The organism is Bacillus cereus group sp. MYBK245-2, assembly GCF_051916145.1.
In the GTDB taxonomy this organism is placed as follows: Bacteria; Bacillota; Bacilli; order Bacillales; family Bacillaceae_G; genus Bacillus_A; species Bacillus_A pacificus.
Genome location: NZ_JBQAGB010000012.1, coordinates 155038 through 177040 on the forward strand (window position 1 = coordinate 155038; position 22003 = coordinate 177040).

Here is a 22003-nt window from a genome sequence, read left to right on the forward strand (position 1 = left end):
TAGAAGATATTAATATGAATGAATTATAAGTGCGAGAAAGGATTGAATAATGAAGAAAGAGAATATTTTGGAAGAAAAATTAAATTTAATAGAATGGTGTCAAACATTGAAGGGATTAAGTGATGATATGTGGCTTCGATCATTTAAAAATGGTTCGTGGGGAATTGCAGATGTGATTTCACATTTTATCGTTTGGGATACGTTTTTAATAAAGCATAGAATTCCATACTTTATAAGTGGACAATCTGTACCAAATGTTCCAATAGATGTTGAGGAAATGAATAAGGGAGCAATAAAATATGCGAGATCTGGTATTTCAAAAGAAGAAATATTAGATCAATTTAGTGTTACTCGTAAAAAATTAGTAGATCAAATTGAGCGAATTCCAACCCAATATTTTTATAATGACCATCAATTTGGTACTAAAAAAGTGAGGCTAAACCATTATTTTTCCTCACTCATTCAGCATGACATAAAGCATAAAGAAGAAATAAAGCAATTTCTAATATATAATCAAGCCTATAATAAAAACCGCTAACATTTGTAATAAAATGTATAGCGGTTTTTATTTATATTTTTACGCAAGATTTTTACGCTTTTTTGTCCATTTTTTTATAACGAAGTATAAAAGAATAAGTATGACGCCACCAATTGCGAATGATTTCACATATGGTCCAGCAACATCGTTAATATTTTCCCAATTCTCACCTAGTTTTTCACCTAAATAAATGAAAATGATAGACCAAGGGATGATTGCAAGTGCTGTTAACGTAGTGAAACGTAGGAATGACATTTTTGTAATACCAGCAGGAATTGAAATCGCATGACGCACTACTGGAATGAAGCGTGCTGTAAAAATGACGCCAGTTCCGTAACGATTAAACCAATCTTCTGCAGCATCTATATGTTTTTTATGAATGAAAATATATTTTCCGTATCGTTCTAATATAGGTCGTCCACCGTATCGTCCAAGCCAATAAATAAAAATTTGAGCAATAACGCCGCCAATTGTACCAAATACAATTGCGCCTAAAAATGAGATACTACCATTGAATACTAAGTATCCCGCATAAGCAAGGACAATCTCACTTGGGATAATCTCAATCATAAGTCCAAGCATAATGCCCCAATAACCTAATCCTTCAAAAAACGTTAATACTGAATGAATAAAACTACTTACCATTGTTGCACCTTCTAGTTTATGTATTTTTGAATAGGTGAACCTTATACTTAATAACATAAAAGATTCACTATGTGTAGATTATACCTTATTTGTATAGGGGATTGCTATTTCAATTCTTTTATGCCTCTTATAAGTATTATAATAAAGTATGTAAGTTCCGTTTTCATGAAGAGATAATGAAAAGATTATTAAAAATTTCTCATAAAAAAATAGAAGCATTTCTGCTCCTATTTTTTACGGCTTCACATCTAAGTTCTGTAAAAATAAAGTTGCTGTTACGTAACGTTTCGCTAACATTTGTACATAAGCGGTATGTACAGAAAGTGTGGCGATAATTATGGCGTTACGGATTGCTTCGCGTTGCTCGTTATTAACCTGATCGAACTTGCTTGCAATTTTATCAGCTCTTTCTTTTACGATGTTTTCAATTGTATGGATTGTATCTGTTGCATTTAATTGTAAGCAATTCCCTTGATTGAGTTCTTCAAATAGAGAAGAGTATGCTCCATATAAATGAACAGGATTGATTAAGTCATCACTTCGATCGGCTGGGTCATTTACGATAAGGCGTAATAGCTTACGAATGGATTCAAAATCAAGTGCTGTTTTTAAATCTTCAACAATGAATAGTAAGGCTGCTTGTTCAATTGAATATTTTTTTCCTTTTTGAGGAGAGCCAATCATTTCTTTTATATCTCGTTTCACCCAGTTTTGCATGGCAGTTACAGAGAAACTTGTGTTTTCGATCTGATTGCCAAGCGCGACTATTTCATTTAAAGAGAAACCGACGTCTGTATCGTCAATTTTTATCAGTTTTTCAAAAATAGGTGAAAGTGCGGTAGTAATAAAAGCAGTTACGCTTTGTCCGCTTTCAATATCTTTTTTATGTGACTTTGCCCAAGCTTCTTGTAAAATACCGAGAGGCTTTTTCGTATTCCATCCTCTTAACGATAGAAGAAGGGTAGCCATTTCGTTTCGTGTGAGATGAAATGTTTCCATCTTTTCACCTCCATAAATAATAAAAAGTTCTTATGAACCTATAATATGTTTTGTTTCATTTAAAGTCAATTCTGTTTTGCTTAATTTTTCCTTTGTCATCAAACTGTCGGAAGTAAATAACACTTGCATATTTCGACAAAAGTTCATATAATAAGTTCATAAGAACCTTTAAAATGTTTTTAAAAATAAATCTATCATTCTGAATTTACTAGAAAGGTAGATTTCACATATATCTATATAAAAGGAGAATGGATATAATATGTTGAAAAAACTTGTAGCAGTCATGACAGCATTCATGGTTATCTTTGGAGCTAGTAGCTTCATGTTTGTAGATCACGCAGCAGCGAAGAGTTACAAATCTGGTAAAAAGTCATTTACACCAAGCTCAGGTCAAAAGTCAAAAGTTGATTTAAACAAAAAAGACTCAAATGTAAATTCTCAAAAAACGACTCCAGATTCAAAAACAAAAGCAACAAATACAGCACCAAAAAGTAATAAAGGAAGCTTTATGAAAGGTTTATTACTAGGTGGTCTTGGTGGTTTACTAATGGGTAGCTTATTTGCAAATATGGGAGCTCTTGGTTCTGTATTAGCGTTTATGGTAAATATGTTAGTAATGGCTGGTATCGTAATGTTAGCAATTCGTGCATTTAAATACTTCAAAGATCAACGTAAGAAAAAGGAAGATGAAGTAGCATGGAAACGATAAAAATTTCTGAACAAGAACTAATCAATGCCCTTTGCGTATATATCGCTGAAAAAAGACAAGTTGGTCCAGAAGAAGTTTTAGTTGAACTCATGTACGACGATGACTATGGTTTCTCTGCTGAAGTAGAGGTAAATGGTCGCCAGCAAATTTTAATTCAAGCGAACTTAATCGAAGCACTACGCTTATTGCTTGACAGAGAATATAATGTCAATTCATTTGCGGCAAGATTACAACTTGAATTAGATGATGAAGAAGGTATTTACGCGTTAGCGAAATTTAATAACTCAGATGAGTAGGAAAAAGAGCTGTTGAGAGTATTCTCAGCAGCTCTTTTTAGTATGTGCATATGCAAGGGAATAATCACGCCAAATTTCATTCATTTTCCGTCTACCGACATCAACCCCCTGGTTAAATTGAATGGCAGCTTGTTGACGTACGGCATGTACATTCTGGATTGCTTGTTGCAAATGTTGTTCAACCGAATGGGATTTTTTATTTACTTGTTTTACGATTGAATATCCAGCAACAGTTCCTTGTGCCATTGCAATTTTCCCGCTTTCAATGCCAGTTATATTACCGGCTACAAATAAACCAGGAAGAGGGGTTTCCATCGCTTCGGAATGGAGAGGAACATGCCCGCCTAATTCCGGAATGTAACGGAAAGGACAGCCAGCTACAGCAGCCAGCTCAGCAAGAGGATATAAGCCACCTGCAATACAAACGAAGTCTGCCTCATATATTTGTTCCGATCCAGTGATGATGTTTCCTTTTGTATCAATATTAGCAATGCGTACACCTTCAACTTGATCTGTCCCGATAATTTCAAGAGCTGCTTTTCGAAGATGAAGAGGTGTACCGTTTATTTTCATACCGTTATTAGGATAAAACTTTAATCCAGCTTGTTTCACCCAATTATATTTCATCAATCGACTACCAATACGTAATAATGGTGACGGGGCAAGATGTGCAGCGTGTAAGAGAGAATTTAAAACTTCTTCTGGTTTACCAGCCTGTTGACTTAATTCACTTTTTTCAGGAAGTACGATATGTTCCACTTTAATTCCTGCCAATTGTAATTCATTCAAAATGGCAAATGATAATATGTTAGCACCAATAATGATTCCTTTTTTCCCAACTTGAACACGATGTACATTCGTCATAACTTGAGCTGCTCCAATTGACATCACCCCAGGAAGTGTCCAACCAGGAAGAGGGATAGAGTACTCAGCAGCGCCAGTAGCAAGTAAAACGAAAGGTGCTTCTAACGTACCGATATTCGTATGGACGAACCAAGAACTTTCATCTTTATCTAAATTATAGACGGAAATGCCACATCGAATATCAACTGAAAGAGATTGTGCTTCTTCGTGAAGGCGTTTGGATTCTTTTATCCCGTTCCACCATTCTCCAGTAGGTTCTTGATGTAATTGTCCTAACAATCTTCCGCCAGGCTTCATAAATTCATCAATAACAAGTACTTTTAGTCCAAAACGGGCACAAGAGATAGAGGCTGATAAACCCGCGGGGCCAGCACCGATAATAATGACATCGTTCATCGCTTTTTCACCATCTCTCTCACGATATTTGGATGTTGTTTACCACTAATAACAATCATACCGTTTTCTACAACAGTTAAGCATGCTCGTACGTTTGCTTGATTGTTTACTGTGACGCGGCATTCAGAACAATGTCCAATATTACAGTAAATACCTCGTGGCGTCCCGCTATCTTCATGCACTCTTAATGTTCTTATTCCGTTCGCAAGTAAAGCAGCTGCAATCGTTTCATGTTCATATGCTTTATATTGTTGACCGTTAAATTGAAAAGTGATGCGATTACTATTATGTAAACTCTCTAAAATAGGGTGATGTGTAATTCTACTCATTTACTTTCACCTACCGATCCAAAAGTAACTGCTCGTACCGGTGGTTGGTATTTCAATGGAATATCATTTGTAGTTACGCCTGGATTTGCATTTTCAACCATTCGATCTATCATCATTCTACATGTGCGGCCACCGCAAAAACCCATGCCAGCACGTGTTCTTAGTTTTAATTCTCTTGCCGAGCATTTATAATCAGCAATTGTCGATTGAAGTTGACCATATGTAACTTCTTCACATCGACAAACAATTAAGTGATCTTTATTCGTCATATGTATTCCTCCTCTAGTTCGATTTGCACAAATTATATAATGCAAAAACTATGCCAATATAGAGGAGGGAAGGTTTATTGTAACCCAAGCTTTTTTAAACGATTATATAAGGTGGCTCTCGTAACACCAAGTTGTTTTGCGCATTCTAATTTATTCCCATTTAAAATGCGTAAAGCCCTCTCAATGACTTTTTTCTCATGTTCCTCCATCTCTACTTGCAAAGAGAGGATTGTATGATTGTTGCTGAGTAATAAGGAATGAGCCGCATGATTATCTAAAGTTTCGGTTGTATGAAATGGTAAATATTCTTGCTTTATAATACCGTCAGTCGCAAATACGACAAGTCTTTCAATAACGTTACGGAGCTCGCGAATATTACCTGGCCAATTGTAATGAAGCAGTTCATGCATAATGCTTGAAGGTAAGTCGCGAATGGGTCTGTTATAGTTAATTGAAAAATTGTTTAGGAAAGAATAGGTTAATTCAATAATATCTTCGCGTCTTTCGCGCAGCGGTGGAATATGCAAACTAACTACATTTAGGCGATAGTATAAATCTTCTCGGAACGTGCCTTTTCTCATTTCTTCTTGTAAATCACGATTGGTAGCAGCGATAATACGAAAGTCAATATGAATCTCTTTTTCTCCACCAACTCGGTAATATTTTCGTTCTTGTAGTACGCGCAAAAGCTTCACTTGCATATCTAGCGGCATTTCTCCAATTTCATCAAGAAATAATGTGCCGCCTTGGGCGAGCTCTATTTTACCTTTCTTACCTTTACTATTTGCACCAGAAAACGCCCCGCGCTCATACCCGAATAATTCGCTTTCAAATAACGCCTCTGGAATGGCACCACAGTTAATTGAAATAAAAGGTGCCTTCGCTGCCTCACTAGCTTCATGAATTGCTTTCGCAAATACTTCTTTTCCAACACCACTTTCACCGAGTATTAAAACGGTTGATTTCACCGAACAAACTTTTCTAGCTAATTGTATTGTTCTTTGTATAACAGGGCTCTTTCCATTCATCGCAAGAAAAGGATCTGATTCATCTTTATACTTTGCTACTTCTTGTTCTAAACGGTGCATTTCATGTGACATATTGAATAGTTTTTCATTTAATGCGACTTGATTTGTAACATCAGTTTCTGAAACGACTGCTCCTATAATTTCACCGTTACAATAAACTGGATTTGAGTTAATTAATACGAACAAATCTGGACGAGGTTGATGGAACTGAGCGATTATACTTTTTCCGTCATGTAATGATTGCAAAATTTCCAAATCTTTATAGTCAAAAAAATGAGTGATAGGTTGCCCAATAATTTCATTATGCTTGACTGAAAAGATCTTTTCGGCGCCATCTGTCCAGGTGCAAACGCGTTCTTTATCATCGATGACTGTAACGGAAGAATCCGTTGTTTGTATTACGGTGTTATAAAAAGAATGGAGTTCATTGTATGACTTAACAAGAAACGGGATGATTTGCTGAGCTGTTATACAGCATATAGGCTCTTTATTTTCGTTCATTATGATAACCACTATTTCATTGGAAAACGCGTCAATTAAAGCGGTGAATGAATCATCTTCATATATTACTGCGCAGTTATATTTTTCTGTAGTAGAAGGGCGGTAATAATACTTTTCGTTAATTTGCTCAATATGTTGCAAGCAGTATGTATGATCAATGGATAAAATTTTTAGAAATTCTTTTATTGTGGGAAATGAGAATGCCATATTGTCCTCCTATTATGTATAAAAATTTTGACAGTGATAAAAAAATAATACACTTATTTACGATAAATTTAAAATATTTTTACAAATAAAAATATTATTTATAAAAATTGTATATATGTACAGTTGGCACGTCAATTGCATAAAAGAAAGTGAGAGCTTTAGGGGAAGGAGGAATATTTTGTGAGGCACTGCGACGTTTTAATAATTGGAGGCGGTATTATTGGCTGCTCGATCGCTTATTACACTTCGAAATACGGAAGAGACGTAACAATCATTGAAAAAGGAGAATTTGTCAGCGGGACGTCTTCACGGTGTGACGGAAATATTTTGGCTATTGATAAAGACCCAGGATTTGATAGTCAAATGTCGTTAGTAAGTCAAAAATTAGTAACGGATTTAAGTGAAGAGTTAGAGCACTCATTTGAATATAGGGCACCAGGAAGTATTCTCGTATGTGAGTCGGATGAAGAGATGGAAGCAGCGCAGCAATGGGTAAATCGTCAAAAAGAAGCTGGTTTACCGTTTCGAATGCTTGATAGGCAAGATATAAGGGAAGAATCACCATTTTTCGCAGATGATTTATTAGGCGGGTTAGAATGCGCAACAGATTCGACTGTAAATCCGTATCTTCTTGCTTTTGCACTTCTTGCAGAATCGAAGAAATTTGGTACGAAAGCTTTTAATCATACGGAAGTAAAAGAAATGAAAAGAGATATAGACGGTTCATTTATTGTAGAAACGACAAATGGGACGTTTACTGCGAAGCAAGTGGTGAACGCAGCGGGTGTGTGGGCTCCGAAAATTGGACAAATGTTGGATGTAAATATCCCAATTGAACCGAGAAAAGGGCATATTATTGTAGCTTCAAGGCAACAACACGTTGGTTGCCGTAAAGTAATGGAATTTGGTTATTTAATTTCTAAATTTGGCGGACAACGAAAAGTGGATGCTTTAACTGAAAAATATGGGGTAGCCCTTGTATTTGAGCCGACAGAAAGCCAAAATTTTTTAATTGGTAGTAGTAGAGAATTTGTAGGGTTTCATACGAGGATAAATAACGATGTTATTAAATGTATTGCGAACAGAGCAATTCGCTTTTATCCAAAAATGGTGGATATGATGGTGATTCGTTCCTATGCTGGGTTACGTCCGTGGACAGAAGACCATTTGCCGATCATTTCACGTGTGGAACATATCCCGAACTACTTTATAGCAGCAGGGCATGAAGGGGATGGCATTAGTCTTGCTGCAGTTACAGGAAAAGTGATTGAAGAGTTATTAAACGAAAAAGAAACAATCATTCCTATTGAACCACTTCGTTTGAGTCGTTTTACAGAAAGGGTGTTAAACGGATGAGGTCACAAAGAGTCTTTACGACGATTGATACACATACGGGCGGGAATCCAACGAGAACATTGATTAGCGGCCTGCCTAAGTTAATAGGAGAGACGATGGCAGAGAAGATGTTACATATGAAAAAGGAGTATGACTGGATTCGTAAATTGTTAATGAATGAACCGCGTGGTCATGATGTAATGTCAGGAGCACTATTAACAGATCCGTGTCATCCTGAAGCAGATATTGGTGTTATTTACATAGAGACAGGTGGATATTTACCGATGTGTGGTCACGATACAATTGGTGTATGTACAGCTTTAATTGAATCAGGTTTCATTCCGGTAGTTGAACCGATTACCTCGCTAAAGTTAGACACACCAGCCGGATTAGTTGAAGTCGATATATTTGTTCAAGATGGAAAAGCGAAAGAAGTCTCCTTTTGTAACATTCCAGCTTTTTTACTGAAAAATATTACAGTAGACGTCGAAGACATTGGAACTGTAGAGGCTGATATTGCGTATGGAGGGAATTTTTATGCCATTATCGATGCGAAATCAGTAGGGTTAGAGTTAGTACCAGAAAATGCATCTACAATCATAGATAAGGCAATTCATATAAGAAATATCATCAATGAAAAATTTGAAATCATTCATCCAGAGCATTCGTTCATTAGAGGATTAACCCATGTTGAATTTTATACAGATCCTACTCATGAAAGCGCTCATGTGAAAAATACAGTTGTCGTTCCGCCTGGAGGAATTGATCGTTCTCCATGTGGTACAGGAACATCAGCAAAGTTAGCGGTATTATATGCGAACCAAAAAATTGAGATTGATGAAGAGTTTGTTCATGAGAGTATCGTTGGTTCTTTATTTAAAGGGTGTGTCATAAATACGACAAATGTTGAAAATATTGAAGCGGTCGTAACGAAAATTACAGGTTCAGCTTGGCTTATGGGGATGCATAGATTTTTTTACAATGAAAAGGATCCACTGAAAGAAGGCTTTTTGCTAATTCCGCCGATGGAACATGAAACGGAGGATGTAAAATGAACATTCAAAAAATGTATACAGCAGTAGACGTACACGTAAATGGCGAGGCATTCCGTGTAATAAAAGATGTACCATGCAAGTACTACTACAATTTAGAACAATTAAACGAACAATTTTCAGGTGAATTAGCAGAAGAAATGCAGCTTTTATTAAATGAACCGCGTGGTTTTATCGGTTTAAATGGATGTATCGTCGTTCCTTCTATTCATCCTGAAATCGATGCAGCTGTATTATTTTTTAATCATGAAGGGTCAATACCTCTTCATTACGGAGGTATTGTCGCAGTCATAACGATGTTACTAGAAAGCGGATATTTAAAAAAGAGAGAGACGAATCAATACAAAATCGAAACGTTATCTGGCATATTTTTAGTCCATGCGTATGTAGAGAATGATGAAGTTGTATCTGTTTCGTTTGAAAGTAAAGTATGTTATATGATTGAGAAAAATTTACAAGTTGAAAATATAAGTTACTCTCTCATACAGGCAGATAAAGTATACGCAGTTGTAGAAAAAGATGCGTATTCACCAGAAATTCATATTGAAAACATTTCTGAATTGAAAAAATGGGGAGAAAGTACACTACAAGCTATACAAAAACAGTCGTTAATAAAAAGGCTTATTTTAGTAGATTCTTCGCAAAAAGAAAAGAACCATATAAAGTCGATTACCTTTCATGAAGATAACTTTATCGTACGATCGCCAGGTTTTGTTTCTACTATTGTGTCTTATGTTCACGCGTTATTTAAAAATGATTATATAGCGGATAAACCTTTTATAAATGAAAGTATATGTAATAGTTTTATAGCAGTTGAAAAAGTGAAAAAGGAAGAACTGGGTTACATTTTCCGTTTTGAAAGTAGAGGTTTTATTACAGGGATGCAGACGTTTCTATTAGACTCTACAGATCCGTTTCCGACAGGATTTTTATTAAAATAGTAAAGGGAGAGATAAATATGAAAAATATTAAAGGGGCATTTCCAGTATTAATCACACCGATGGATGAGTTTCAAGAAATTAATTGGAACGGTGTAAAACAAAATGTAAACTACTTTATTGAGCAAAAAGTGGCTGGCATTATTATAAACGGAAGCACAGGAGAGTTTGTTAGTTTGTCAAAAGAAGAACGATTTAAAATGGTAGAAACAGTATTAAAAGAAGTGGCTGGCCGTATTCCAGTTATTGTTGGAACTGCTGCGGAGACGACGAAAGAGACGATTGAATATACGAAACATGCAGAAGCGCATGGAGCGGATTGTGCATTAATTATAAATTCGTATTATTGTAAACCGAAAGAAGAGGAAATATATTTTCATTTTAAAGAAATCTCAAACGCTGTAAATATTCCAATTATGTTATACAATAACCCGTTTACATCTGGTGTTGATATGAGTACAGAACTCATGCTACGTATTGGAAAAGAGTGTGAAAATGTTACACATATTAAAGAATCTAGCGGAGATATTCGAAAAGCAAGAGATTTAGTAAGACAAGGCGAAGGTGCGTTTCAAGTATTCTGTGGATCTGAAGATTTAGTTATGGAATCTTATTTAGTTGGTGCGACGGGCTGGGTTTCAGTAGCAGGTAATATCGTACCGGGACTTGTTACGAAAATGTATGAGCATTTCCAAAATGGTGAATTAGAAAAAGCTTGGGAAATGAACGATGCGATTTTACCTCTTTGTGAGTTTCTTGAAGGGTCCGGAAAATATGTACAAATCGTTAAACGCTCAATGGAATTACACGGGCAAGCTGGAGGGCCTTCTCGCTATCCGAGACTCGGATTAACTGAAGAAGAGGATCAAAAGCTTCAAATGATTATTTCAAAAATTGTAGCTCATGCAGCTGTTTAAATAAGGAGGAGAGCATATATGTTAACGAAAAACATTGAACTAAAACCAAAAGTGAAAGCGTTTTTAAATGAAGAAATTAAAATGTTTATTAATGGTGAATTTGTTCCTTCGATTAGTGGAAAGACATTTGAGACATACAATCCAGCAACTGAAGATGTTTTAGCTATCGTATGCGAAGCACAAGAAGAGGATATTGATGTCGCAGTAAAAGCGGCAAGGTCTGCATTTGAATCAGGACCTTGGGCAGAAATGACTACCGCTGAAAGAGCGCACCTTATTTATAAATTAGCAGACTTAATAGAAGAGCATGGAGAAGAATTAGCACAGTTAGAAGCTTTAGATAATGGGAAACCATATCAAGTAGCACTGGATGATGATATTGCAGCGACTGTAGAAAATTATCGCTATTATGCGGGATGGGCTACGAAAATTATCGGGCAAACCATTCCGATTTCAAAAGATTACTTAAATTATACACGCCATGAACCTGTTGGGGTTGTAGGACAAATTATTCCTTGGAATTTTCCGCTCGTTATGTCTTCTTGGAAAATGGGAGCTGCACTAGCAACAGGTTGTACGATCGTATTAAAACCAGCAGAACAAACGCCTTTATCGTTATTATATACAGCGAAACTTTTTAAAGAAGCAGGTTTTCCAGATGGTGTTGTAAACTTTGTGCCAGGTTTCGGCCCTGAAGCGGGAGCTGCAATCGTAAACCATCATGATATTGATAAGGTAGCTTTCACAGGTTCAACTGTTACAGGGAAATATATTATGCGTCAATCTGCAGAAACAATTAAACATGTAACGTTAGAACTTGGCGGTAAATCACCAAATATCATTTTAGAAGACGCTGATTTAGAAGAAGCGATTAACGGCGCATTCCAGGGCATTATGTATAATCATGGCCAAAATTGTAGTGCCGGTTCTCGCGTGTTCGTTCACCGAAAACATTACGAAACAGTCGTAAATGAACTAGTGAAAATGGCGAATAACGTGAAACTTGGAGCGGGTATGGAGAAGGAAACAGAAATGGGCCCACTCGTATCTAAAAAGCAACAAGAGCGTGTGTTACATTACATTGAACAAGGAAAAGCAGAAGGCGCTACTGTTGCTGCTGGTGGTGAACGTGCATTTGAAAAAGGTTATTTTGTACAGCCAACGGTATTCACAAATGTTACTGATGATATGACAATTGTGAAAGAAGAAATTTTTGGACCAGTTGTCGTTGTACTTCCATTTGATTCAACAGAAGAGGTAATCGAAAGAGCAAATCGCTCGTCATACGGACTCGCTGCAGGCGTATGGACACAAAATATTAAAACTGGACATCAAGTTGCCAATAAATTAAAGGCAGGAACAGTATGGATTAATGATTATAACTTAGAAAATGCAGCTGCACCATTTGGTGGGTTTAAACAATCTGGAATCGGTCGTGAGTTAGGTTCATATGCGCTTGATAATTACACAGAAGTGAAGAGTGTTTGGGTAAATATAAAGTAATAGAGAATCTAACTGTTAATAAATAGAGGAATGAAATAATGAGATAGGCGGACAACTGGAAGATTTAATAATAGTTGTCCGTTTTCTTATATATAAAATAGTTTTCAGAATAATGATAAGGGGGATTTGGATGGAGCAATTAGTAGAGTGGTTAGTAGGGCAAGTATGGAGTATTGGATTAGTTGTTTTCGCCTTAGGAGCAGGTGTGTATTTTACAATTGCAACTCGTTTTCTACAAATTCGTTATTTTAAAGAAATGATTAAACTATTATTTGAAGGGAAGAGCTCTGAGACGGGAATTTCATCCTTTCAAGCATTTTGTTTAGCGTTATCTGGTAGGGTTGGAATAGGTAATATTGCAGGGGTTGCGACAGCTATCGCTTTTGGCGGACCTGGAGCTGTATTTTGGATGTGGGTAATGGCACTATTAGGAGCAGCTAGTGCATTTGTTGAATCAACATTATCTCAAGTATATAAAAGTAAAGTTGGAAATGAATATCGCGGTGGTACACCATATTTCATTGAAAAAGGCTTGAAAATGAAATGGTTTGCAATCATTGTAGCGGTCGTTGTAACACTTTCATATGGTGTTTTATTACCAGGTATTCAATCTAGTAGTATCGCAGTTGGATTCGAAAACTCTAATGGGATTAGCAAATATATAACTGGTATCTTGTTAGTCGTATTATTAGCAGCAATCATTTTTGGTGGCGTAAAGAGAATTGCTGGCGTTTCGCAAATGCTTGTTCCATTTATGGCAATTGGATATGTAATTGTTACATGTATTGTATTAATTGCGAATGTAACAGAAATTCCAAGTATGTTTGCTTTAATTTTCTCTAGTGCTTTTGGTGTAAATGAAATGTTTGGCGGAATCGTCGGTGCGGCAATCACATGGGGCGTAAAACGCGCTGTATTTTCAAATGTTGCTGGTGTTGGAGAAGCGACGTATAGCTCCGCTGCTGCTGAAGTATCCCATCCTGCAAAACAAGGGTTAGTTCAAGCATTTTCTGTATACATTGACACAATTGTTGTTTGTACAGCGACAGCTCTTATGATTTTAATAACAGGTATGTATAATGTTATACCGGAAGGAAAGAGCGCTATTGTAAAGAATATAGGGAATGTTGATGCAGGTCCAATTTATACACAGCAAGCAGTTGAAACTGTTATGACCGGGTTTGGTCCATTATTCATTTCAATCGCAATTTTCTTCTTCGCATTTACAACTTTACTCGCTTACTACTATATCGCTGAAACGACACTTACTTATTTAGATCGTGAGGTTAAATATAGCTGGTTAAAACCAATATTAAAAATTGGGTTTTTAATTATGGTTTATATCGGTAGCGTAGAATCAGCGTCGCTTTTATGGAATCTTGGAGATTTAGGAATTGGTAGTATGGCATGGTTAAACTTAATTGCGATTCTATTATTAAGTAAAATCGCATTAAAAGTGTTAAAAGATTATGAAGCGCAGAAAAAAGTAGGGAAAGATCCAGTATTTGATCCTAAAAATGTAGGGATTGAAGGTTTAACATTTTGGGAAGAGAGAAGTAAAGAGGTTCAAAGAAAAAACTCTAAAGAACAAGCGGTAGTGGATGATAGTCTGAAACTGTAGTTCAAATAAACTGAATATTCGTTCTATTGAACGATGTATATTGCCTTTTTTTCATCACATACTACAATAAGTACACATAATTGGAATGGAGGTAATAATAAAATGGCACACGAACAACATAGTTCAGTAAATGACGTTCTACATCATTATAAAGAAGGTATCGGTAGTTTTACAAACCAAATTCCTGAAATTGCTGAAACATATAATGCATTTACGCAAGCTTGTTTTCAAGAGGGTTCTTTAACTAAAAGAGAAAAACAACTTATTGCATTAGGAATTAGTCTAGCAACGCAAGATGAATATTGTACCGTTTATCATACAAAAGGTTGTCTTGATCAAGGGTGTTCAGATAAAGAAATTTTGGAAGCGTGTGGTGTATCAGCAGCATTTGCTGGTGGAGCTGCAATGAGTCAAGCGGTAACTTTAGTACAGGAATGTTTAACAGAACTGAAAAATCAAAAGCATTGAATAAAAAAACGTTTTAAACATAAAGTTTAAAACGTTTTTTATGTGAAATTAAATTTTTATTCACCTTAATATTCTATATCTTCATAAATCGAATTCTCTACATCTGGAAGAATTGTGTATATGCTTTTACCGATTAAAGCTTCTAATTCTTTCTTAATTGCATAAAACCCTTTCCAATGTAATGATGTATGAGACGTTGTACCATGACGTAAACCAACGGAAATCAATCTTCTTTCCAGTGTAGTAAAACCATCCGCGTCAGCAAGAGCATCACAAAGAGTAATTACTTTATTGTATAAATCGTAGTTACAATGTTCATTCAATATTTCAACTAACTGGATTCTCATATGGTCAGGAACGAGACTCCACTCCGCTGCGATATCTATATGTTCATTTTTGCATGGGAATGAGTGTGTAACACAAATAACAGCGTTTCCTGTATACCCTAAATCATTCATATACATATAACCATCATAGGAATGAATGACCGATTTGGTAAAACCTTTGTATCTTCCGATATCATGCAAAAGGGCAGCATTATATGCTATATCAGCATCTAGGTTATACCCATTTTTAATAAGTTCTATAATTATGTTTTCAGTTGCCTGAGCAACATTTATTGAATGTTCAAACCAAGGACCGGGGTTTTGTTCATATGCCCATTCGAGTAATTTTTTTGCATATGTTCTATCTACTATATATTTCATATCGTTATCCTTTCCCTAAAAAATCATGTTTTAAAGAATTTCATCTTAGTATATCATTATTCCTGCTTTAAAAATTGGTACAATGAAACAAAAGGGGGATTAGTAATGCAAAATTTAGTAATTGAAGAGATTAAGAAAATAAATGATGATATGGAAGAGCTTTCTAAACTTTTGAAAACGGTTGTAAATGATGGGGCGTCAATTGGTTTTTTACCTCCACTGGATCAAAAAGAATCAGCGAAGTATTGGGAAACTGTTTTAGCACCAGAAGTGATCTTATATGTTGCTAAAATAAATAATGAAGTGGCAGGGAGTATTCAATTACATTTAGTTACAAAGCCTAATGGGATTCATAGAGCTGAAATTTGTAAGTTAATGACTCATCCAAACTTTAGACGTAATGGCATTGGACGTTCACTTATGCGCAAAGCAGAGGAACGAGCAAAGCAAGAAAATAGGTCTCTTTTAGTACTAGATACGAGAGAAGGAGATCCTTCCAACAGATTGTATAAATCATTAGACTATCAAGAAGTTGGAAAAATACCAGAATACGCAATTTCTCCAAATGGTAATTTAGATGCGACAGTTATTTATTATAAAGTTTTATAGCTATTATGCTCAAATTCAAATAACACCGTCAATATTTTTCTAGCTGTGCTATTTGAATTTGTTTAATATACGAATTGAATTTGAGAAAGTTTTTAGAGGGTTCTTTTCGTAATGTCCCTCGACTTATAATGGATGTAGAGAAGATGACTAGGCAACTATAGTTATTTTCGCTTTATTATGGGAAAGGGGATGACGAGATGAAAACGAAAGGTTTACAGAAGGTGAAGAAAGTTATATTAAGTGGTGGCATATTACTTACGGGATTGTTAACTTTCGGTTTTTCAGAAAAAGCTTCCGCTCATGGATATGTTGAATCACCAGCGAGCCGCTCTTATTTATGTAAGCAAGGGGTAAATGTAAATTGCGGTCCGATTCAATATGAACCGCAAAGTGTAGAAGGAATAGGTGGCTTCCCGCAATCAGGACCTTCGGATGGTCAAATCGCAGGAGCTGGCCATTTCCCTGCTTTAGATGTACAGACTGTAGATAGGTGGAAGAAAGTTACTTTAAACGGTGGGACGAATACATTCAAGTGGAAACTAACGGCTCCTCATAGTACGAAAGAGTGGAAATATTATATTACGAAGAAAGATTGGAATCCAAATAAGCCTTTAACGAGGTCTGATTTAGATTTAGTGCCTTTCTATGTGAAAAATGATGGAGGAGCTAGACCTGGAACTTCCGTAACACATGAAGCAAATGTGCCTACTGATAGAAATGGATATCACCTTATTTTAGCTGTGTGGGAAATTGCAGACACTGGGAATGCATTTTATCAAGTTATCGATGTTAACCTTGTAAATAATGGTTTGGCATCGAATTTTCCGCTAAATCATGTAGTGCAAGCTCCTAGCTTATTTTAAATAAAGTGAAACTTTAATCAGTGGGGGTCTTACTGCACAATAAAGCGGGATAAAATATACATTTCGATCATCTAATTCATTTTAGATGATCTTTTTTTACGAAAAACGATGAAAAATATAGAAGAAAGTGCAATTATTTATAAAAAATTATGCTTTAAATATTGTCATATTTGCTTCTTTAAGATATCCTTTTCATGAAGAGGTGGAAAACATGGAAAAAGTACTAGTTTTCGGGCATAAAAACCCAGATACAGATGCAATTTGTTCTGCAATTGCTTATGCAGAATTGAAAAAAGAATTAGGAATGAATGCTGAGCCTGTACGTTTAGGCGAAATCAGCGGTGAAACTCAATTTGCGTTAGACTATTTTAAAGTAGAAGGACCGCGTTTTGTTGAGACAGTTGCAAAAGAAGTGGACAACGTTATTTTAGTTGACCATAACGAGCGTCAACAAAGTGCTAACGATATCGAATCTGTTCGTGTGTTAGAAGTTATTGACCATCACCGTATTGCTAACTTTGAAACAAGCGATCCTATTTACTACCGTTGTGAGCCAGTTGGTTGTACAGCTACAATTTTAAACAAGATGTACAAAGAAAACGGCATTACAATTCGTAAAGAAGTTGCAGGTTTAATGTTATCTGCAATCATTTCAGATTCTTTACTATTCAAATCTCCAACTTGCACAGAGCAAGACGTAGCAGCAGCTCGTGAATTAGCGGAAATCGCTGGTGTAGATGCTGATAACTACGGCTTAGAAATGTTAAAAGCTGGTGCTGACTTAAGCGGAAAAACAATGGAGCAATTAATCTCTCTTGACGCTAAAGAATTCCAAATGGGTAATGCGAAAGTTGAAATCGCACAAGTAAACGCTGTTGATACGAACGACGTTCTTGTACACCAAGCAGAACTTGAAAAAGTTATCTCTGCAGTAGTAGAAGAAAAAGGTTTAGACCTATTCTTATTTGTTGTAACTGATATCTTAACAAACGATTCTGTCGGTCTTGCGATCGGTAACGCAGCAAACGTTGTTGAGAAAGCATACAACGTATCTCTAGAAAACAACACTGCTACATTAAAAGGTGTAGTATCTCGTAAAAAACAAATCGTACCAGTATTAACAGAAGCATTCCAAGCTTAATTTTATTGAGTACAGATAGAAAAGGACAAGTAGTCGGATTGGCTACTTGTCTTTTTCTATCTGTATAAAACAGAAAATTCGAATTTTTAATAGGGGGTTTGTGTATGCTTAATGAATTCGAAAGTAAATTACAGTCACTTTTAGAGCGAAATATTACTTCTGTTTTAGAATTAGAAAGTTGGCTTTTCGATGAACTGCGTGTAACCGCTGAAGTAGAAGAGGAGATAACAAGTAGTTTAATCGCCACGTATAGAGATACAGATGACAGAAATATGCGTGATTTACATATGTATAATCAAAATACAATTCAACCACTTTTAAAAAGATACACTGCAAAATTTGACGAGAAATTTAGAGAGTGTCCGTTTTCTGACTTATTAGATGAGCAGAAATATGGATTTATGAAAAAAGCAAGATTTGTGAAGAGTAGAATGTTTAATGAAGAAAATATTGCTCTTTCTATTAAAGAGCAAGAGCTTATTACGAAGTATAGAGAAATAATGTCTAACATAACAATTAATTGGGAGGGAGAGCAAAAGACGTATGCATACGTTAAAGCACAGCTAGATAACTCTAATAGAGCTATTCGTGAAAAAGCTTGGTACGCTTTATGTGAAGCAAGAAGTGCAGTGAAGATGGAAATAGATTGTATTATGAATGATCTCGTACAATTACGGAATGAGCTCGCTTTAAATGCAGGATTTCATAATTATAGTGAATATGCTTGTAAACAAAAAAACAGAGATTATAACATTGAAGATTGCTATAAGCTCCATGAATCTATAGAAAAGTATGTTGTACCAATTTGGAAACAATTAGGGAGTATTTCTAAAAAGAATCTCGGTGTAAAAACGTATCGCCCTTGGGATCTTACTCCATGTAATATACTAAAAGCTCCATTTCAAAATGCCATTGATTTATTGGATGGGTTGGAAGAAATGTTTCGGAAGACAGATTTATATTTTTATGAGGAATTTATCCATATACGAAAAGCAGGATTAATTGATGTAGAAGAACGTGAAAATAAAGCACCAGGAGCTGCTTGTTTTACCTTGCCTCATAGTAAAGAGGTTTTTGTGTATTCTAATTTTAGTCCATCATTTTATGCGATTAATGCGCTCATACATGAAGTGGGACATGCATTTCATTTTTATAAACAATTTAAAAATGATAGTAGCATGCAGGAAAGGTATCTTCGTGAAGAGGTGGCTGAGCTTTATTCCCTCAGTCTTGAGTTACTAGTAATGGATAAGCTTACTATTTTTTATAAGCAAGAGGATGAATATAAAGAAGTGCAGCGCGTACAATTATATCGTGCTTTGTCTTTATTATTGTCGTCAATTGCAGGAGATGTATTCCAGCATTGGATCTATACAAATCCAAACCATACACCAGAAGAGCGTGATAAGAAATACGCTGAACTATGCAAAAGGTATCAATATTCATCAGTCAATATTGACGGATTAGAAGATGAAATTGGTTCGAGTTGGGTAGAGTCATTTCACTTTGTTCAGTTTCCTTTTTATAAAATTGAATATGCAATTGCGCAAATAGGAGCAATGCAATTGTTTCAAATTTATCGAGAGGATCCAGAAAAAGCGATTACTTTCTTTAAAGAGGGAGCGAGTGCAGACTGGAACCTACCAATACAAGAAATATATGAAAAAACAGGTGTCACGTTTGATTTTTCGGAAGAAAGGATAGAAAGTACTGCAAGTGTAATTGTTGATCTGATTAATGAATTAAAATAAGGATAGCATTAGCTATCCTTATAGCTGTTTGTTCGTAGATTTTTTCTTGTTTATATAAAATGTAATAATAGCTGTAATGAGAAAAATAGGTATAGCATACGCTTGCCCAACAAACAACTTCCAGCCCACATGATTATAACCTTGAGATGCTGGAGCAATCATAGCGATTACGCAAACAATAATATAGAGTACTAGTGCAGGGAGTATATTTTTCACTTGTTCACCTCCTTCTAAAGATAAAATATTTTATCATTCATATATTTTAATTAACATTAAGAGCTTTGAAAAGTAAATGTACCATTATTTGTAGTATTATAATATTTACAAAAAGTGTACTATGTTTAAATAGGGCAATGGGATTTCAAATCTTAAAAAAGTGAATTATAAGTAAAAAACGATGGTTTTATGGTAAACGATATATTTTTTATTTTTAATATCATTATATAGCATGTTGAGAGAAAAATGTGTAAAATAGTTAATTTTACTTATGCAAGAGAAGAGGTAAGAGATAAATGAAAAGGTTATGCATAATTCCATGCGGAAAGAAGAAAATTTGGGATAAGTATCCGGATTACGGGCCTATGGAGGCAAAAGATGTATATATTAGCCCGTTCGGAAAAGCGTGTCAGGCGTATGCAACGATGTTTTTTGAGAATTGGGTTATATTATCGGCGAAGCATGGATTTTTAAGGCCAAATGATATTGTACTAGAAAACTATGATCTTGCGTTTGATTCAAAGAGCGATAAGGTAATAAGTATAGAGCAATTACAAAAACAGATGGTAGATAAAAGTTTACTACAGTTTGACGAAATCGTCTTACTTGCAGGGAAAAAGCATAAAAAAGTAGTAACAAAGCTATATCCAGAAGAAATGATTACATATCCGTTAGAAGGATGTAAAGGAATTGGATATATGTTGCAGAGGTTGAAAGAGGCAGTGAAGGAAGAGGAGGAAATATAAGTATAGTTTCGGTCACCATGAGCTTAAACTGTTTTTAGGGAGCTAAAACGTAAAATAGAGTTTTTAAGCATCGCCAAAAAGGTGATGCTTTTTGTTCGTGTCACCACTTTTTATATCGAAAACGAATTGCTTTCACTTTTAGAAAATGTAGGACGTATGGGTACAGTTAAGATTGTAAGTGGGAATAGCAATAAGACAAGTTTTGAATATGATATTAAGAAAGGAGATGTTGATAAATAATGGCCAGATATAGTTTGCACGGAGGACACAATAGTATTGTTCAAGGTGCTAATTTTGGGAATCGGAAAGAACACGTTCTAGATAGGCAAGTTAAAGATGCTGTGGCCACTAAGTTAAGATCCCTAGGACACACGGTTTATGACGATACGGATGAGATAGGGACAACTCAATCACAAAATTTAAATAATATCATTCGGAATAGCAATTCCCATGCTGTGGATTTAGTTATTTCTTTTCATCTTAATGCAAGTGATGGAAATGGACAGGGTGTTGAGGTTTTGTATTATGATCAGAAAGATTTGGCGGCTAAAATATCAGCTCAACTAGCAAAAGATATTGGATGGCGTGATCGAGGTGCGAAACAACGTACAGATTTAGCGGTATTAAATGGAACGAAGGCACCGGCTATTCTTATTGAATTAGGATTTATTGATAATGAATCCGACATGGCAAAATGGAATGTTGATAAAATCGCTAATTCTATTGTATTTGCTCTTACAGGACAAACTGGAGGAGGTGCAACGGACTTGCTCAAAGTAAAAACTGGTGGTGTAGCATTTAGTAATTTACAAGCTTTGGCTCAAGCTATGGTAGATGCGGGTATTGATGGACAAATTGTCGTTCAGAAAGATGGCATTGGCTATGCTATAACGAATGGCTATCCGTCCGGAAATATCGATAAATTTACAGCTTGGTTAGATGCACGTAAATGGTACTATGAGTACGTGAGATAAAACGAAAATCAGTTTGATTAAAAACTAAAAATTGTCTTATTTTTAGTTAACAAGTATATTAAGTAACTAATAATTATGTAACTATAAAAATATGGACAATGTATATGTAAATTAGTACACAAAACCACCTGTCAGAAAGGTGGTTTTGTGTATCCCGCTTTAATGGGCAGTAAAATTCATACCTCAAAATTCGGATGAAGCTAAGAAATTAGCTGGGAATTGCACTGCTTGTGGTCTCCTACTGATTATAGTTTAGAGCTTTGTAAGTCTTTACTTATTAACCCCGTAATAATATTTTATTTTCTCAATACATAAGCCGAATTTTAAATTATTACTAAATAATACAATACTTCTCATACTATTTATTAGATGATAATAGCA

The 22003-nt window shown here is 35.4% G+C and carries 24 protein-coding genes; 16 read left to right on the top strand and 8 right to left on the bottom strand.

Going from position 1 to position 22003, the window contains the following annotated elements; translation table 11 throughout:
• Window positions 1–49: 49 nt before the first annotated feature.
• Window positions 50–538 (top strand): DinB family protein, encoded by a 489-nt coding sequence (locus ACTFRN_RS19895; protein ID WP_074568091.1) that lies wholly within the window; start codon window positions 50–52, stop codon window positions 536–538.
• 39 nt (window positions 539–577) lie between these two features.
• Here the strand turns inward: ACTFRN_RS19895 and ACTFRN_RS19900 are convergent, their stop codons facing one another.
• Together ACTFRN_RS19900 and ACTFRN_RS19905 are read right to left on the bottom strand one after the other, a co-directional pair.
• Window positions 578–1183, bottom strand: a complete 606-nt coding sequence (locus ACTFRN_RS19900; RefSeq protein WP_000254808.1) for a DedA family protein — start codon at window positions 1181–1183, stop codon at window positions 578–580.
• Window positions 1184–1417: 234 nt separating this feature from the next.
• Window positions 1418–2182: a DUF1836 domain-containing protein gene (locus tag ACTFRN_RS19905; RefSeq protein WP_000447224.1), complete on the bottom strand. Its 765-nt coding sequence runs from the start codon at window positions 2180–2182 to the stop codon at window positions 1418–1420.
• Between the two features lie 259 nt (window positions 2183–2441).
• Between ACTFRN_RS19905 and ACTFRN_RS19910 the strand changes: the two genes are divergently transcribed.
• Entirely contained in the window at window positions 2442–2891 is a 450-nt protein-coding gene (locus ACTFRN_RS19910) for a hypothetical protein (protein WP_000914477.1), read from the top strand.
• Window positions 2879–3187, top strand: a complete 309-nt coding sequence (locus ACTFRN_RS19915; RefSeq protein ID WP_000447759.1) for a YxcD family protein — start codon at window positions 2879–2881, stop codon at window positions 3185–3187. Before ACTFRN_RS19910 ends, ACTFRN_RS19915 begins: the two co-directional genes overlap by 13 nt.
• 24 nt (window positions 3188–3211) lie before the next feature.
• Here ACTFRN_RS19915 and ACTFRN_RS19920 read toward each other — a convergent pair whose 3' ends face one another.
• The 4 genes from ACTFRN_RS19920 to ACTFRN_RS19935 all read right to left on the bottom strand — a co-directional run bounded on the left by ACTFRN_RS19920 (window position 3212) and on the right by ACTFRN_RS19935 (window position 6781).
• Window positions 3212–4447 (bottom strand): NAD(P)/FAD-dependent oxidoreductase, encoded by a 1236-nt coding sequence (locus ACTFRN_RS19920; protein WP_001000579.1) that lies wholly within the window; start codon window positions 4445–4447, stop codon window positions 3212–3214.
• Complete coding sequence (locus ACTFRN_RS19925; RefSeq protein WP_000087047.1) at window positions 4444–4776, bottom strand: (2Fe-2S)-binding protein; 333 nt, start codon at window positions 4774–4776, stop codon at window positions 4444–4446. The genes ACTFRN_RS19920 and ACTFRN_RS19925 overlap by 4 nt, the downstream gene beginning before the upstream one ends.
• Entirely contained in the window at window positions 4773–5045 is a 273-nt protein-coding gene (locus tag ACTFRN_RS19930) for a (2Fe-2S)-binding protein (protein WP_000182236.1), read from the bottom strand. The genes ACTFRN_RS19925 and ACTFRN_RS19930 overlap by 4 nt, the downstream gene beginning before the upstream one ends.
• A 74-nt stretch (window positions 5046–5119) precedes the next feature.
• Window positions 5120–6781: a sigma-54 interaction domain-containing protein gene (locus tag ACTFRN_RS19935; RefSeq protein WP_000885704.1), complete on the bottom strand. Its 1662-nt coding sequence runs from the start codon at window positions 6779–6781 to the stop codon at window positions 5120–5122.
• A gap of 180 nt (window positions 6782–6961) precedes the next feature.
• Here ACTFRN_RS19935 and ACTFRN_RS19940 point away from each other — a divergent pair, with 180 nt between their 5' ends.
• The 7 genes from ACTFRN_RS19940 to ACTFRN_RS19970 all read left to right on the top strand — a co-directional run bounded on the left by ACTFRN_RS19940 (window position 6962) and on the right by ACTFRN_RS19970 (window position 14615).
• The gene (locus tag ACTFRN_RS19940; protein ID WP_001215256.1) at window positions 6962–8137 is read left to right on the top strand and encodes an NAD(P)/FAD-dependent oxidoreductase; all 1176 of its coding nucleotides are present in this window, start codon (window positions 6962–6964) and stop codon (window positions 8135–8137) included.
• Window positions 8134–9171, top strand: a complete 1038-nt coding sequence (locus ACTFRN_RS19945) for a proline racemase family protein (protein WP_001257524.1) — start codon at window positions 8134–8136, stop codon at window positions 9169–9171. The genes ACTFRN_RS19940 and ACTFRN_RS19945 overlap by 4 nt, the downstream gene beginning before the upstream one ends.
• Window positions 9168–10109 (top strand): proline racemase family protein, encoded by a 942-nt coding sequence (locus ACTFRN_RS19950; protein ID WP_001025538.1) that lies wholly within the window; start codon window positions 9168–9170, stop codon window positions 10107–10109. Before ACTFRN_RS19945 ends, ACTFRN_RS19950 begins: the two co-directional genes overlap by 4 nt.
• A 17-nt stretch (window positions 10110–10126) precedes the next feature.
• Window positions 10127–11023, top strand: a complete 897-nt coding sequence (gene dapA, locus ACTFRN_RS19955; RefSeq protein ID WP_088106720.1) for a 4-hydroxy-tetrahydrodipicolinate synthase — start codon at window positions 10127–10129, stop codon at window positions 11021–11023.
• Between the two features lie 18 nt (window positions 11024–11041).
• On the top strand, window positions 11042–12526 hold the full coding sequence (locus ACTFRN_RS19960) for an aldehyde dehydrogenase family protein (RefSeq protein WP_088106719.1): 1485 nt from the start codon (window positions 11042–11044) through the stop codon (window positions 12524–12526).
• Window positions 12527–12656: 130 nt separating this feature from the next.
• Window positions 12657–14147, top strand: coding sequence for an alanine/glycine:cation symporter family protein (locus tag ACTFRN_RS19965; protein WP_088106718.1), 1491 nt, complete (start codon window positions 12657–12659; stop codon window positions 14145–14147).
• A gap of 102 nt (window positions 14148–14249) precedes the next feature.
• Window positions 14250–14615 (top strand): carboxymuconolactone decarboxylase family protein, encoded by a 366-nt coding sequence (locus tag ACTFRN_RS19970; RefSeq protein WP_000929878.1) that lies wholly within the window; start codon window positions 14250–14252, stop codon window positions 14613–14615.
• Between the two features lie 65 nt (window positions 14616–14680).
• On the opposite strand, the gene ACTFRN_RS19975 is transcribed toward ACTFRN_RS19970, so the two are convergent.
• Entirely contained in the window at window positions 14681–15322 is a 642-nt protein-coding gene (locus ACTFRN_RS19975) for an HD domain-containing protein (protein WP_049113790.1), read from the bottom strand.
• A 105-nt stretch (window positions 15323–15427) separates the two neighbouring features.
• Between ACTFRN_RS19975 and ACTFRN_RS19980 the strand changes: the two genes are divergently transcribed.
• The 4 genes from ACTFRN_RS19980 to ACTFRN_RS19995 all read left to right on the top strand — a co-directional run bounded on the left by ACTFRN_RS19980 (window position 15428) and on the right by ACTFRN_RS19995 (window position 19686).
• Window positions 15428–15931: a GNAT family N-acetyltransferase gene (locus ACTFRN_RS19980; protein ID WP_049113792.1), complete on the top strand. Its 504-nt coding sequence runs from the start codon at window positions 15428–15430 to the stop codon at window positions 15929–15931.
• Between the two features lie 197 nt (window positions 15932–16128).
• A complete protein-coding gene (locus tag ACTFRN_RS19985; RefSeq protein WP_000850067.1) occupies window positions 16129–16794 on the top strand; it encodes a lytic polysaccharide monooxygenase in 666 nt (221 codons plus the stop codon).
• Window positions 16795–17005: 211 nt separating this feature from the next.
• Window positions 17006–17935 carry a manganese-dependent inorganic pyrophosphatase gene (ppaC, locus tag ACTFRN_RS19990; RefSeq protein WP_049113795.1) on the top strand — a complete coding sequence of 310 codons (930 nt, stop codon included), beginning with the start codon at window positions 17006–17008 and terminating at the stop codon, window positions 17933–17935.
• Window positions 17936–18039: 104 nt separating this feature from the next.
• Window positions 18040–19686: a M3 family oligoendopeptidase gene (locus tag ACTFRN_RS19995; RefSeq protein WP_088106717.1), complete on the top strand. Its 1647-nt coding sequence runs from the start codon at window positions 18040–18042 to the stop codon at window positions 19684–19686.
• Between the two features lie 18 nt (window positions 19687–19704).
• Here the strand turns inward: ACTFRN_RS19995 and ACTFRN_RS20000 are convergent, their stop codons facing one another.
• The gene (locus ACTFRN_RS20000; protein ID WP_000789868.1) at window positions 19705–19902 is read right to left on the bottom strand and encodes a DUF4017 family protein; all 198 of its coding nucleotides are present in this window, start codon (window positions 19900–19902) and stop codon (window positions 19705–19707) included.
• A gap of 296 nt (window positions 19903–20198) precedes the next feature.
• On the opposite strand from ACTFRN_RS20000, the gene ACTFRN_RS20005 reads away from it, so the two are divergent.
• Window positions 20199–20648 carry a DUF6884 domain-containing protein gene (locus ACTFRN_RS20005; RefSeq protein WP_016717703.1) on the top strand — a complete coding sequence of 150 codons (450 nt, stop codon included), beginning with the start codon at window positions 20199–20201 and terminating at the stop codon, window positions 20646–20648.
• Window positions 20649–20887: 239 nt separating this feature from the next.
• Window positions 20888–21622, top strand: a complete 735-nt coding sequence (locus ACTFRN_RS20010) for an N-acetylmuramoyl-L-alanine amidase (protein WP_088106716.1) — start codon at window positions 20888–20890, stop codon at window positions 21620–21622.
• Window positions 21623–22003: the final 381 nt, after the last annotated feature.